The 14,556-nt window shown below is 27.7% G+C and carries 13 protein-coding genes; 5 read left to right on the top strand and 8 right to left on the bottom strand.

Annotated elements, in window-relative coordinates; translation table 4 throughout:
- Positions 1–6: 6 nt before the first annotated feature.
- Genes ACWXVT_RS00635 through ACWXVT_RS00625 form a run of 3 tightly spaced genes read right to left on the bottom strand, consistent with a single transcriptional unit; the run spans position 7 to position 1,894 of the window.
- Positions 7–852, bottom strand: a complete 846-nt coding sequence (locus ACWXVT_RS00635) for a nucleotidyl transferase AbiEii/AbiGii toxin family protein (RefSeq protein WP_455967668.1) — start codon at positions 850–852, stop codon at positions 7–9.
- A complete protein-coding gene (locus ACWXVT_RS00630) occupies positions 845–1,432 on the bottom strand; it encodes a type IV toxin-antitoxin system AbiEi family antitoxin domain-containing protein (RefSeq protein ID WP_455967667.1) in 588 nt (195 codons plus the stop codon). Before ACWXVT_RS00630 ends, ACWXVT_RS00635 begins: the two co-directional genes overlap by 8 nt.
- A gap of 9 nt (positions 1,433–1,441) precedes the next feature.
- Entirely contained in the window at positions 1,442–1,894 is a 453-nt protein-coding gene (locus ACWXVT_RS00625) for a type IV toxin-antitoxin system AbiEi family antitoxin domain-containing protein (RefSeq protein ID WP_438341487.1), read from the bottom strand.
- 551 nt (positions 1,895–2,445) lie between these two features.
- Here ACWXVT_RS00625 and ACWXVT_RS00620 point away from each other — a divergent pair.
- The 3 genes from ACWXVT_RS00620 to ACWXVT_RS00610 all read left to right on the top strand — a co-directional run bounded on the left by ACWXVT_RS00620 (position 2,446) and on the right by ACWXVT_RS00610 (position 5,159).
- Positions 2,446–2,679: a hypothetical protein gene (locus ACWXVT_RS00620; RefSeq protein WP_455967666.1), complete on the top strand. Its 234-nt coding sequence runs from the start codon at positions 2,446–2,448 to the stop codon at positions 2,677–2,679.
- Positions 2,645–3,769, top strand: coding sequence for a hypothetical protein (locus ACWXVT_RS00615; RefSeq protein WP_455967665.1), 1,125 nt, complete (start codon positions 2,645–2,647; stop codon positions 3,767–3,769). The genes ACWXVT_RS00620 and ACWXVT_RS00615 overlap by 35 nt, the downstream gene beginning before the upstream one ends.
- A gap of 613 nt (positions 3,770–4,382) precedes the next feature.
- Positions 4,383–5,159, top strand: a complete 777-nt coding sequence (locus ACWXVT_RS00610) for a hypothetical protein (protein WP_455967664.1) — start codon at positions 4,383–4,385, stop codon at positions 5,157–5,159.
- 24 nt (positions 5,160–5,183) lie between these two features.
- On the opposite strand, the gene rlmD is transcribed toward ACWXVT_RS00610, so the two are convergent.
- Positions 5,184–6,497, bottom strand: coding sequence for a 23S rRNA (uracil(1939)-C(5))-methyltransferase RlmD (gene rlmD / locus ACWXVT_RS00605; RefSeq protein ID WP_455967663.1), 1,314 nt, complete (start codon positions 6,495–6,497; stop codon positions 5,184–5,186).
- The gene (gene mnmE / locus ACWXVT_RS00600) at positions 6,497–7,828 is read right to left on the bottom strand and encodes a tRNA uridine-5-carboxymethylaminomethyl(34) synthesis GTPase MnmE (protein ID WP_438341491.1); all 1,332 of its coding nucleotides are present in this window, start codon (positions 7,826–7,828) and stop codon (positions 6,497–6,499) included. The genes rlmD and mnmE overlap by 1 nt, the downstream gene beginning before the upstream one ends.
- A 244-nt stretch (positions 7,829–8,072) precedes the next feature.
- Here mnmE and ACWXVT_RS00595 point away from each other — a divergent pair, with 244 nt between their 5' ends.
- Complete coding sequence (locus ACWXVT_RS00595; protein WP_455967662.1) at positions 8,073–10,286, top strand: hypothetical protein; 2,214 nt, start codon at positions 8,073–8,075, stop codon at positions 10,284–10,286.
- On the top strand, positions 10,286–11,185 hold the full coding sequence (locus tag ACWXVT_RS00590; protein ID WP_438341493.1) for a nucleotidyltransferase: 900 nt from the start codon (positions 10,286–10,288) through the stop codon (positions 11,183–11,185). The genes ACWXVT_RS00595 and ACWXVT_RS00590 overlap by 1 nt, the downstream gene beginning before the upstream one ends.
- 69 nt (positions 11,186–11,254) lie before the next feature.
- Here the strand turns inward: ACWXVT_RS00590 and pip are convergent, their stop codons facing one another.
- Genes pip through ACWXVT_RS00575 form a run of 3 tightly spaced genes read right to left on the bottom strand, consistent with a single transcriptional unit; the run spans position 11,255 to position 14,554 of the window.
- Entirely contained in the window at positions 11,255–12,190 is a 936-nt protein-coding gene (gene pip, locus ACWXVT_RS00585) for a prolyl aminopeptidase (protein WP_455967661.1), read from the bottom strand.
- A complete protein-coding gene (locus tag ACWXVT_RS00580; RefSeq protein ID WP_438341495.1) occupies positions 12,190–13,038 on the bottom strand; it encodes a DegV family protein in 849 nt (282 codons plus the stop codon). The genes pip and ACWXVT_RS00580 overlap by 1 nt, the downstream gene beginning before the upstream one ends.
- Positions 13,031–14,554 carry a hypothetical protein gene (locus ACWXVT_RS00575; protein WP_455967660.1) on the bottom strand — a complete coding sequence of 508 codons (1,524 nt, stop codon included), beginning with the start codon at positions 14,552–14,554 and terminating at the stop codon, positions 13,031–13,033. The genes ACWXVT_RS00580 and ACWXVT_RS00575 overlap by 8 nt, the downstream gene beginning before the upstream one ends.
- Positions 14,555–14,556 lie beyond the last annotated feature (2 nt).

The following is a 14,556-nucleotide window of genomic DNA, read 5'->3' as shown; positions in this document are numbered from 1 at the left end:
TCTTGCTTATTGTTTACATGTGGTTTTTTGCAGCAGGGTTTTAATTTCCTCAATTATTTGTTTAAACTCTAAATTCTTAGTAAAGCTATATAAGTCCTTATACAAATTTCACTTAGAGTGAATGTCATCATTGGTTTCAATCTCTTCTAAAATAATTTGTCATGAATCAAGCAAGTTAGCTTTTTGCCTTTTTATACAAACATCTTTGAGAGTTAAAAATAACTTTTTCAAATCTATTTCCTCTTCTTTTAATTTTCACAAAATATGCAGATCGTAAAAATCTTTCATTCTTGTATTAAAAATTCCATGATATAAAAGTGTTTGGAGTTTTTCAGCCAAAATCATTTCTACTGTGTATGAATTAATAGTAATTGCTTTGTTTTCTATTATGCTTTTATATTCAAAATCTATCGCTCTTTCAAGTAAAACATCATTAATTACTATATCAAAGACTATTTTATTAGTTATTTTTCCTAAGGTGAATTTTAATTTAACTTCGTATCCAAGAAAAATGTTATGAAATTTGGTTTTCTTTATTTCTTCCAACTCAATTTTTACACTATCATTTAAGCTAATTTTCAGTATCTCTAATAGCATTACTTCCAATTCTTTAAGTCCTAGTTTTTTTCCAATAACTGTTGCATCCAAGTCTTTCGTTGTTCTTCTATCTATACCAGTTATTGAAGATATTATTAACCCACCTTTAATAACAAATTTCTTTTTATGAGAACTTTTAGCTAATCTTTCAAGGAACCTTTCTATGAAAAAAATATAAAATAACTCGTCGTTTCTAAGGTTGAACTTTTTTGCAAGATTTTTTAGCCTATCTTTAACAGAACTTTCGTTATACATTTAAAAATGTTAATACTCTCTTTACTTTGTTTAAAATATTCATTTTCTCTGCATATGTCAGAAGTTTGGTTAAATTTTTATTTTTGTTCTGAAAATACTTTGAAATAGCACGAGCAAAAATCTCAGGATCAATATTTTTTTGTCATTTAATTACATCGCAAATAGTTCTTTCAACATCATAACAAGGAACCGCATCACCAAAAATGGTTTTTTTTGTTGACATACCTAATTCAAAAATCTCTTTTTTTACATAATGAACGTCAACATTTCCGTGCTTTTTGATTATATGTTTTGCATTATAGCCTTGCATGACTGTAATGTCATATCTTAAAGGTTCTCTTAGTGATAAATCATGAAAACTAAGCGCGGTAGCGTGAGAAAAAATAATGTTATTGTTCAGTGAAATTTCTTTATAAACACTAAAAGGTAAATCTTTTTCTTTGTAAATACCTTTTTTAATTCTTTCTACAATACCTTTTTTTTCTAAATATCTAATTTTTCGTTGGCTTATATTCAAGCTTTTTAAATCATTAGAATTAACGAAGTTATTCTCGTTTAAAAAATTAAATAGTTTTTCCATATGTTATCCCTAATAAATTCATAGTCTGGTTAATTCACTGAGTGTACTTTCGATTTTTAAAAATTTCGCTGTTTTATGCAAAAGATTGGAATCGAATTTTGTACTCATAAAGTAGTCTTCAATTATTGAAGTAAAAAAAGTACTTCCATTTTTAAATTTTGCTTTAACTAAATCACAAAATGTTCTCTCTCAGTTATAAAACTTAATTTTCACATTATCAGAAATCTCTTTTTCGATGATTCCAAAATCGAAAATTTCTTTTTTTACATAATGAACTTTGACATTTTTATATTTTTTTGTAATGTGAATAACATTGTAACCTTGCGGAACAGTAATTTCAAATACACGAACTGGATCTTCATTTTTAAGGAGATTGACGGCTGATGAGTGTGAGAAAATGATGTTATTACTTTTTGAGGCAGTCTTATAAAAATCTAATTTTTTTGTCAGTCTTGTTTTCATAATTTTGTCACTTTCACTCTTTAAAAAACAAAAGTTAAAGAGTTTTTTAGATATTTAAATTTTAAATTAATAAATTTATTTTTATTGTTTTTTGCGTAACAAACTGTCTCTTATATGTAAAAATCAACCCAATTTGTAAGAATTATTAAGCATATAATGATTTTTGTACTAAACAATTTTCGTGTATAAGTAAAAATAAGATAACTGATAAATGTGTTTTAAAAAGACTGAATTTTGAATTGTAAAATTGTTTTTAAATATGTTTATTTTAAAGTTTAACTTTTGGTAAATATTAATGTTTATGTGTTTTTATTTCATTTCTAAATTTCACCCATTATAAGTGTTATGGGTAAAATTTTAAGGTTATTTTCTTTTACTTAAAACTCAAAAAAATGCCAATAATTCAGTCTTTTTACTTGTTTTTTTTACTTAAAAAGTCTTTTAATTTTTTTGTTTTTTTCGTCCTTTAAAATTTCAAAAAACTTGTAATTTTACCTTCTGAAATTAAATATAATATTGATGCAAAATTATTACACAAGAAGGAAGAATATATGAAAAAGCTCGATATTTTAAATGCGGTAGCAACCCCATTACAAATTAATCCACTTATACAAGATCCTATATCTGCAGTAACAATTACTAATAATGCTATCAATAACAAAGAAGATATCAATTTAGTTAAACAAGATGATAAAATTACAAGATTTATTGAAAAAATTAAAAGTGACAGCTATATAACTGATGTACTAAATGAACAAAGAAGCAACAAAAAAAATAACAAATAAAAGTTTGTCAAAAATTGTTTCACATGTAAAAAGCATACTTTCTAATGAAGGTATAGAAATTCAAACTATTTCGGCTTCGGAAGAAAAAAATATGCTTAGCAAAGTAAAAAAATCAATAGATTCCATGCTCTCTAATATAAACAATGCTTCTACTTGAAAACCATCGAAAGATTTGCAAGTAAAAGATTCCGTAATTATAGATAAAGAAAAAGGGTATTCAATAAATTTCGATAGCAGTGATATAGGTCAAAATTCTAAAGACATACATTTAAAGCTTATTGAAATAAACACAAAATTAAAATATTTGGTTTCTCAAAAAGATGCTTTGAGCAATTTGAATCAAGGTTTAATTAAAGCCTCAATCGCTATTAAAACAGCCGCAGCTGTTGCTGCCGGAATCTCCGTCGCATCCTTTGTTGGTTCTTTTTTATTTCCCCCGCTAGCAGCTGTTGCTACTACTGCAGGATGGTTTGCAGGGATTTGCGGTGCAATTTCTCTTGGTATCGACATTGCCGTGAGCAAGAGAATGAACAATATTAATAACATTATCAAATTGGCTGAAGAACAAAGTTCGTCGCTTAAAAATGGAGCAGCATCCTTAATGTTTGGAAATGTTTTAAACAAATCTATTTTTGAAAAAATTAGCAACTTAGCTTCTTTATCTAACATTGAAATTGCGCAAATAGGAACAAAAATAGGATCACTAGCACTTTCTACCATTTCTTTTGGACTTGATATTAAAGATGTTGTAAGTGAATTTCAAAAATTCTATGAAATAAATAGTTTAGTAAGTGAAATTAGAAATGAAATACAAAACTTGAATAAAATAAGTAAGAATTATCTAGACAAAGTTAGATGGGTTGTTATAGATGAAACCAAACAGTACGGTAATTATTCAGAAGAAGGTTATGGTGGTAAGAATTTAGTTATTAAAAACATAAAAACTGGAGAGATTTTCAATGTAAATGATTTAATAAATAAATCACAGTTCGAACTTAGATTGATGGGTCTACAAAAAGTTAATGATAGTATCAAAGGTTGATATGTGAGAACAATAAAGAATAATACCAAAATTGATAATCTTGGTTAATTAACAACTTAAATAAAGCGGGCAGAACTAATAATTCCTATCTCGCTTTTTTTATATGTTAATGTCTATTAGGGCAATTGCCTTTATGCATTTTGCAATTTTACTTTGTAAGAAGCACAAAATAAATATTAAATCAGGTTTTTTGTATCAATAAATTTTGTTGTAATTCCGTTTTTTTTTTTTTTTGTTGTTGTTGTTTTTGTTAGCTTGTTACGCGTGTTTTTATTTTATTTTGTAAACATAAAAAATCACTGAAACTTAGTTATTTGAATATGCTTGTATTTTTTGGTTACAACATTTTTGTTTTATGTTTTCTTTCATTATTACTTTATTATTATTAATTATTCACAAATGAGTATTTACATTTTTTAAATATATCTACAACTGAGACTTAACCAAGGCTACATGATAGAGTTATATTTTATTGCAACATTTTGATATTAATCACTTTTCGAGTATTTCAATACTTTTAAATCGACATTTATTAAATGATATACATTAGTGATTAATAAATGTCTCTTTAACATTCTAGATGTTAAGTTTTTTTTTTTTTTTTGTTACTCTAATATTTCAAATGTATAGTTTATACCCAATCACACAAGAAAGAGATTATATGAAAAACATGAATTATGATTTAACTTTAAGTTCAAAACGAAATCTTTTGCCAGAGATCTTTTGTATAGAACTTGCTGTTTTTGGTTGTATTTTGCTTTTTGTACCTTTATTGTTACTTATCAGTAAATTTTTTCGAAAAAACAAATGAATTTCGAAGAGTGAGTATATTTCCGCTATAAGTCTTGTAATTTTTAATACTGTTCTTTTGTTTGTCTCATCTATATTAATGATTGTTTTTCATGAGCAATTGAAAAAAATGATTTTCATAGGTAATGTAAGTTGCTTTAATTTTGCTTGTATCTTTTTACCTTTTTATATTGTTAGTCTTCTTCTTTGGATTCCTATTTTACTTCAAATTAGATATTTAATAAAAAACGGACAAATTTATAAGTGTTTCGATAAAAATGAAATATTGAATATGGATTTCAGAAAATATTTATCTTTATTTGTTAAAGATGAATATTTGAAAAAGATAGAGCATAAATTTAGTAAATGAGCACGTTATTGCACAAATTGAGAAAAAATCAATCTAAATTTTGGTTTGTATAGACGAGTATATTCGTCAATTTCAATTTATGCCTATAGAGTATTGAGTTTTGTTAACAAAACAAAAATATGAAAATTAGATCTTAACAGACAAGAAAAAGCAAAAATTTTAATTTCTTTTGCTTGCAATTTCTTGGACGAAGCATATATTGATCGTTTTTTTGCTTTCCTTGATAGTCAAGTAAGTAAATCAAAAAAAAAAAAAAAAAATAATAATAAACCAAGATAAAAAAGAATAAATCCTTTCCTTGGTTTATTGAGTTATTTTTTTAGATAGTGTGACAACGATTTCAATGTGGTGAGTTTGCGGAAACATATCGAAAGGTTGTGCAAACTCAATATCATAATAATCTTTCAATTTAACCAAATCTCTCACTAATGTATGAACATTACAACTGATGTATCCAATTTTTGAGGGGTTTGCTTTTATTATATAGTCTATAACTTCCTGACTTAATCCAGCTCGTGGTGGATCAAGTGTGATTACATTGAAATCTGATAATTTAAGATTATTGATTACTTTTGAAGCGTCGCCCAGAATAAATTCAATGTTGTTTAGTTTGTTTGTTTTCATAGCTTCGTTAGCATTAACGATCGCTTGTTTAATATTTTCGATACCATAAACTCTATTGACTTTTTTAGATATAAATGAAGTTATTGTTCCAACACCACAATACATGTCAATAACTTTGTCACCTTCTTGTAGATTGAGTTTATCAATCATTTTTTTATACATCAAAACAGCTTGTTGAGTATTTACTTGAAAGAATGAGTGTGGGTATATATTGAATTCGAAATTTTCTAACTTTTGTGTCAAAAAATCAGTTCCTATCAGTGTTTTTAGATCGGTTCCAACAAGATTGTCTTTGTTTTTTGTGTCTTCTATGCTGCTAACGATTGAAACAACATTTAGCCAGTCATTCGTAATTTTTTGTATGAAATCTTGTGGCAATTCTTTCTTTATTTTATTGACAAAGACGATTTGTAGAAAATTGTCTATATCTGAACTTCGTGCAACAATTCTACTAATATTTGTTAATTTATATTTTTTAATTAGCGGATTTAAATATTGCAAAAATTTATTTATTGGTTCACTTGCTAAATCAAATGATGTTTGTTTTATGAATTCATGGCTATTCTTTTTATAAAAACCTAACTCAAAATCTTTAACAAATACAACTATTTTATTTCTATAGTTTCACTCTTTATCACTTGCCTGAATTTTATTGATATCAGTAAAATCTAACTGTCTTTTGAATAGATATTCAACTATTGATTGCTTGAAATTTAATTGATCTTGGTAATCTAAAATTGCAAGCGGTGCTACACCACTTGTAACTAGATTTTTATTGTTAATTTCTATTCTTTTAGGATTAGCTTTTATTAATCTAACTACTGAAGCAAAAGCAAAACGAGAATTAGCTTTAGTAATTTGAATGTCCGCCACTTCGTCTTCTAGCATCCCGAAAACAAAAATAGCATAATTTTCTGTCCGATACACACCTAAACCTTCATAACTGAACTCTGTTGTGTGTATATTTGTGAGTATTTCGTTTATTTTATACATTATTTACCTAAGCAAAAGTTTGAAAATATTGAGTCAAGCAAATCACTTTCTTTGCCTTTTCCAATAATGCTTGAAACCGCTTTTCATGCTTCAGTCAAATCAACAACAATAACTTCAGTACCAAAACCTTGTTCAAGAGCATCTAAAGCGTCAGAAAGATTATTTTTAGCGCTTTTAATCAACGAAAGTTGACGTGTATTATAGATTAGATCAGGGTTATTGAAATCAATGTTCGCAAATTGCTGCTTGATTAAATCCAAAAGCGACTCTATTTCGTTGTTTTTAGCCGAAATAAGAGCTTGATTAGGTTCGTGAGATATTTTATTAGTTGTTATTAAATCTGTTTTATTTAAGGCTTGTAAATAAATTTTCTCTTTGGCAAGTTGTTTAATTTGTTCGTCAATTTCATTTCATTTTTCTTTTTGGTCAACAACGTGAATAACAAGATCACTTTTTTCAATGGTTTGCTTTGCTTTTTGAATACCAATTTTTTCCACTATGTCTTCAGTGTCTCTAATACCCGCAGTGTCAATAAGATTAAACAAAACTCCGTCTAATTGAAATTGTGCCTCAATCGCATCCCGAGTAGTTCCTGCTATCTCAGTTACTATCGCTTTTTCTTCTTGTAATAAACAATTAAGCAATGAAGATTTCCCGGCATTCGGTCTTCCTACAATAGCAACTTTTATCCCTTCATAAACTTTCTGTGCATCAGAGCTAACTTTTATTAATTCGTCTATACCTTTGATTAAAGATTTAATTTTTGGTAAAAGAGTTTCATTTGTTAAAACTTCAATATCTGTTATTTCTGGGTAGTCAATATTAACTTCACAATTTCCAATTAAATACTCGATTTCATTCAAAAAAGCAGTTATTTTGTTTGAAAGCCTATTATCAAACTTATTAACACTCATTTTAACTTGTTTTTCGCTTTTTGCATGAATCAAATCATTTATAGCCTCTGCTTTAATTAAGTCGATTTTGCCATTTAAATATGCTCTTCTACTAAATTCACCAGGATCCGCAATTCTTGCACCATGTCTTAAAATTAATTCCAAAATCATATTTGAAACCACAACTCCACCATGAGCATTAATTTCCACAGTATCTTCGCCTATATAGTTTTGTGTTCCAGGAAATCATGCTACTAAAACTTCATCTATTTTTTGATTGCCATCAAATATTGATCCAAAAGTTATTTCCTTATTTTTACCTTCTTTACCTCTAAAAATTTTTTTAATAATATTTATTGCTTCAGGACCGCAAATTCTAATAATAGAAACAGCTTGATTAATTTTTCCTGAACTAATTGCCGTTATTGTATCTCACATAATAAATAAATTTTAAATTATTTAATGTTTATTTTAAGTTTAGTTTTTTGATTTTTTTTGATCTTATTTGTTTTCTTGTTTTATTTATTTAATAATATTTATATACTCTGTTTTTAACTTACAAAACTCAAAAAGAATCTTGTGTAAAGATATTTTTTATAAAAAAATACTGTCAAAAAAATGTTTGTAACTAAGAGTTATTGACATTGAGTAAAAATATAGTTATTTTTTTATAATTTAGGACATGAATTGAATTAAAAGCTCTAAAACACAATTAATAAATATTGAAAGTAGTAAATGGAAGAAATTCTTTTACCTTCGTTCAACAAAAATGGGTAGCATTTTAAGACTTTTGTTACTGCCTTTTGCATATTTGTCAGTGTTTTCTATTTTTTATGCCATTTTTGTCATTACAAAAGAAAATTATTTAATTAAAATCAATTATTCGTTTGTTCCAGAATGAATTAAAGTGTTGGAAACTTTATCTAAATTTCTTTTAGAATTGTTTCCTTTAACAATAACAATCAGTATTGCAATGTATTATTCCAAAAAGTTTGTCTTAGCAACATTTAGCTCAATAATAATATGAGTTGTATTTTGTTTTAGTCAAACGCTTTTTATACATAAAACATCAACAGACGGAATTTATCAAGTATTGTGATACAAAAACATAAATTCGTCTTATATTAATAATTTTTTAGGAATTAGTGAAATAAAAGGATTTTCTTTTAATTTTATTGACGCTATTTTGACAGGTTACTTAATTGGATTTTGTTTAAACAAAACCGAAAAGCACAAAACCTTTAAGTACATAAATTTCAATCGTGTTGTAATGTATTTTGCTCCAATGCTTGTTTTTGTTCTAATTTTTATTCACCTATTATTTATGGGTTTTTTTGCAACAAGTCTTTCATCGCTAAAGAATAATAGGTTTAGCACAAAAACATCAGCTTCTTTTGTTGTGGGATTATTAGAGCAAATTTTGATACCGTTCGGAATGAATAAATCACTTGTGAGTGATTTCACTACAGTTAATTTTGATCTCAATCAACAAGTATGAGTAATAATTAACAATCAGCCACAACAAGTTATTGATTCCTCTACTAAAAACATTGAAACATACAAAACATTACTTAATTCCAATTTAGATTTTGCAACAACAAAAGAACAATTGTTCAATATGTTGAATAGCAATTTAAATAAAAAAGAGTTAATAACAACTTTAGATAATTCATTTTTATTTAATATAAATCAGTTCAATCACAATTCATCTGCCTGATGAAAAAACCAGTCAAATTCAGTGTATTTTATTGATCCTAGCACTCAGCAAGCATTCAATTTAATGTTCGGTAAGTTCAATGTAGCCACTTTATTAAATTCATTATTCGTTATTCCATTTTTAGGAATCGTAATGATTTTATTAGCCGACAAAGATCAAATAATTTTCACAACTCAAGTTGTAATTGCTTCAGTTCTTGGTTCATTTTTCATAGGTACAGAATACACAATAACACTAATTGTTTTAATGTCAAGCCCACTAATGTACATTGCTATTTTCTATTTGATTTCACCAATAATGCAATTAATAATAGCTAGAATTGGCTTGAGTGCAGAAACAAGTAATTATGGCTTCTTTGAATATATCAATATAGCAGCTAGAACACAGAATCAAACAGGAATTGCATTTATATTTATCTTTGCGTTACTAATTGGTTTATTAATAGCAATAGGATTTTACTTCTTTGCTTTGAAAACAAAGCCTTTTACACCAGGAATGGGTAATTGTAAGTCAATGGATGTATCAATCATCTTCGAATCAAGAAATTCCAAACAAAAACAACCCATTAATCTTGAAGACTCGATACCGACTCAAGAATTTTGAATAAATAACACGTCTAACACTAAAAAAGACACACAAAAATACAATTTAGAAAAATCCAACTATAGCGAAACCCAAGTCATGACTGGAGTTTATGACATTGAAAATAAAGAAGTAATTGAGCTAAATTTTGACAACAAAGAAAGAAAAACAGAATTTTTCATTTCTTCTCCAGTTGCGGGTAAAGTTGCTCAATTGAATGCAAACACTTGAGAGTTTAGTTTATCTAAATTTGGCAACAAAATAAACAGCCCAATATCAGGAATGGTGGAATCGTTCAATAATGTAACAAACGAAATAACGATAAAAAATGATAATTTCACAATAAAAATGCAAATTTTGTTTAAAGGTGATTTGAATAAATACACAATTTTTAAACAAATTCCCAACTCTTTTGTTCATCAAGGAAACAAACTTCTTGAATTTAGCTTTGAAAAAAATATTTTTGCTCGCAAATCTTTAAGAATTTTGCTTTCGATTGAAAGTAAAAATAACCAAAAAATAATTAGTCACCATAGTAAAAAATTTAGTGATGTAAATCAAGACACTCTCCTATTCTCAGTGGAGGAATTTAGTTAATGGCAGTAGCAATAATTGCAGAATACAACCCCTTTCATAATGGCCACATTTATCAATTAAAAAAAGCTAAAGAACTATTTCCTAATGATGAAATAGTTATAATATTGAGTTCCAACTATACACAAAGAGGCGATTTTAATGTTATGGATTTTGAACAAAGAAAGACATACGCATTAAAATATGGTGCTAGTAAAGTTATTGCTCTAGACTTTGATTCTTCAACCCAAGCAGCACACATTTTTGCTCATGGAGCAGTAAAATTAATAGCTCAGAATAACATTGACAAATTGTTTTTTGGTAGCGAAACAGATAATATTGAATCATTTTATAAAGCTGCCAGAACTTTAAAAAACAACAAAGAACAATATAATACAAACGTTAAATTTTGACTCAAACAAGGTTATTCATTTGTAAGGGCATCTGCTGAAGCGTTAAAAGAAATAAATGGAGAAAACTTTGTGCTACCCAACGATATTTTAGGTTTAGAGTACGTTAAACAGATAGTAGAAAATAACTATAAAATCGAAGCATTTTGTATGAAAAGGACCATAGGTTTTCATTCTTTAGAAACGAAAGAAAATTTTGCCAGTGCTTCAAAAATAAGAGAGATGATTTTTGATAAAAACGAAGATTATAAAAAATACACTCCTGTTGTTTTTTATGAAGAACCAGACAGATTGAAAAATCATTTTAGCTCAATCAGACAAAAAATAATAGACACAGATCCAAAAATACTTGCTGAACATAAATTAGTAAGTGAAGGCATTGAAAATTTACTCAAAAAACACTCAAATATTACTGATTTCGATGCTTTTGTTGATGCTTGCACAAGTAGACGCTATACAAAAACTAGAATTCAAAGAATTCTTTTATATATTTTTCTAGATATCAAAAAATAGAAAGCACAGAGAAAGCCCTTTGTGCTTTTTTTGTTTAAAAAAACAAAACAAAAACACTCAAAACGAGTGTTAATAAATTATCTTTTTCTTTAATTTGTCCATTATTTCCAAAAGTGCTTTAGCAATAGGTTTTTCCCCAGAAGAGTGTCCTGCTTGTTCAATTATTTGTAGGTCTACAAATTTCAATTGTTTTGCTAATTCATAAGCTCCAGAAAGACGACAATCAACATCATATCTTCCATGAACAATAGTTGTTGGTATCAGTCTAATTCGGTGCATATTTTTTAAAATTTGGTTTTCTTCTATAAAGCAATTGTTAGCAAAATAATGAGTTTCCATTAGTGAAAAATTTATTGTATCCCGAACTCTAGCGATGTCTCTTCTTTCTGGAACTAGAGTAACAAGACCATTTTCTCAATCTGCTCATTTTTTTGCAGCTACGAAAGATTTACGCATGTCAGGAAGTTTGATTTTTTCATAGTAGAAACTAATTAGAGTTTTTACATCGGTTGTTTCGGCAAAACGAGTAAAAATTTCATAATCACGAGGAAAGAAATTACTTGCTCCATTTGCACCATACAATCACTCTAAATCACTTTGACGACCTAAAAATATTCCCCTTAACACCATTTCTATTACTTTATCAGGATGAGTCTGAGCATATAAAAGACTCAAGGTTGTACCTCAAGAACCACCAAACAGAATTCATTTTTCAATTTGCAAATGCTGTCTAATTTGTTCCATGTCATTTATTAAATCTTGAGTTGTGTTGTTTTCTATTTTAGCTGCTGGTAAACTTTTACCACAACCACGCTGATCAAAAAGAATGACACGATAATATTTAGGATCAAAATATTTGCAATCATCACGACTAGTGCCGCCACCTGGACCACCGTGAACAAAAATTACTGGTATACCATTCTTTTTGCCAGAAACCTGATAGTTAACTGTATGTCCATCAATTTCTAGCTGGTATTCTTCAAATTCGTTGTGTTCATAAAACATTATAATTTTTTCGAAACTCCTATTGAAATTGAGTCTATTCCAGCGTGAATCATTGTTGAAGAAGAAGCTAAACGAGTGAAAACAGGCACAATTGAATACTTAGCTAATGTTTCATTAGCAAAATCTATTAATTGTCCGTCCCCGGTTTGCAATATTCAAAAATCATAAAATTGAATATTTTTTTCACCACCAATGAATTCAATTAGTTTTTCTACTACTTTTACAACAGCCGATTTGTGAGTTTTCTTTACTCCATCAACAGTAACTCCATCTTGATTTTTAAGTAAAGGAACCAGCTTTAGAGAAGTCATTAAAATCTTTTTAGCTCCCTTTAATCTTCCACCTTTAATAAATGGATCTAATGAAGCAGGAACAATGAAATTTAACGAGCTTTCGTTATATTCTTTTAAAAACTTAATAACTTCAGCATCTGATTTGCCATTTTCAAGCATGCTTTTTGCTCTTTGTGCCATTCATAAATATTGCTCGCCATTAAAATTATTGTCAAAAATAATAAATTTTGATTTGTTAATATCGGCAGCAATCGTTTGAAGATAACCACATTCACTTGATAAGTTACTATTAATAGGAAGAATTACAACTTTATCATACTTAGAGTCTAATTCTTTCATCAAATTTTCCATATATAAGAAAGGCGGAAGTGAAGTTTTGGCTTCTTTTTTTTCTCTTAATTTCAAAAGAACTTCAACCTTGTCAATCTCTATACCCTCTAAATAATTATTATTGTTAATATTTATTTGAAGTGGTAAAAATTCAAAACCATATTCTTTTAATTCGTCTTTTGTGTACCCCGAATACGAGTCTAATACTACTCCTATTTTAGTCATTAGTTATCCTTTCTGTTAGCAAAACGTCCTTGTTCACTTTTAGTATTTTTGCTAAAAATTTGTCTTTATTAAAATCCTCAATTACAACCTTAATGTTACGTTTCTTAGCATATTCCAAAAAGCTCATGAATTTTAGAAAAATGTTATTGTCATTAAACATGTTAGTCATTTTCTTAGAAATGAAAACATATTCAGTTGGATAGTTACTGATCATTGAGTAAAAAGTTGTGTTAATTTCAACAAAACCTCAATACGTTTCAATGTTACGTTGTTTAAATTCATTCATTCTTTTAATGACTTGTTCTGATAATTCTTCACTTTCTAAAAAGCAAATTAGTTTCTGTTTTGTAGGTTCTATTAAAGGAATTGTACTATCCCTTAAAAAAACATATTCACTATCTTTGGAGGAAACGAACTTAACTTTGTCAAAATTGTCCTCATCAAGTGGAAAAATATTATTGTAGTAATTTGTCTTTAATGATGATGTATTAAGAATTAAACTACTGTAGTTATCTAAACTTTGCAACTCAGAATCAATTTTCATTGCAACAATTTGATTTTGTGTGTCTATAACTAAATGTTGATCTTCTATTATTAGTTTCTTTTCAACAAGGGCTTGCGTTTTCTTGTAAGCTGAAGTAAATTCATAAATAACATTTTCGTCAAAATCTTGCACTTTTACTTGATAAAAATTGTCGTGCTTTGCTCCTAATAGAGTTAAGTAGTCCAATAGAATTTGACCACTCAATAGACTGCAGTCAAAGTGTGCATCAACAAAAATAACTGTTTGACACTTCTTTTGATTTACTAAATCTTGCATTTTAGCAACAAAATACTTGTGTACCTTTTTGCTAACTACTTGACTTTTAGGAACAACACTTAGTACAATTGCATTATATTGTCTATAAAAAACATAGTTTATGTTGTGAAATTTAGCCAGTCTTTTGTATATTGAGTTCAGTACATTCGCTCTTTGTGAGTACTGGTGCTCGCCTAGCAAAACAACAAAATTGAGCGATTTGTTCATTTCCATAAACTCAAATGGCTTACGTAAAAAGAAAATATTAGTTTTGTGGCTTTTAGAAACTTTTTTTCAAGCAATAACACCTACAGTTTTTGATTTTGTTGCTAACTTTTCAATCATTAAACGACATTGATATTTTTCTTTGTCTGTGACATTTTTAAGATTTAAAACAATATCAATATTTTTGTTGTTGTCTAAAAAGTTTGCAAGTGAATTCACACATAAGCGAGCACTCTCTGTAACAAAACTTTTACTAAAATCCTCAAATGATATTCAATATCCGCGGGTTAAGTTTTTATTATGAAAAATTCTAGTTTTATTTTTCTTATTAACTTCTGAAGCTAAAAGTTTTACCCTGTTTTCTTCAAAGTCAAATGTAAAAGAAACAGTGGCATTATTGTTGACAATAAACTTGTAATAACAAAAGTAAATGATAATTTCAAGTGCTGCCAAACAAATAATTAGTACCACAATTAAATAACCAAAATTCATGA

This window comes from Mycoplasma sp. 1573 (assembly GCF_053851775.1).
This window is presented reverse-complemented; position numbering and strand designations above follow the sequence as displayed.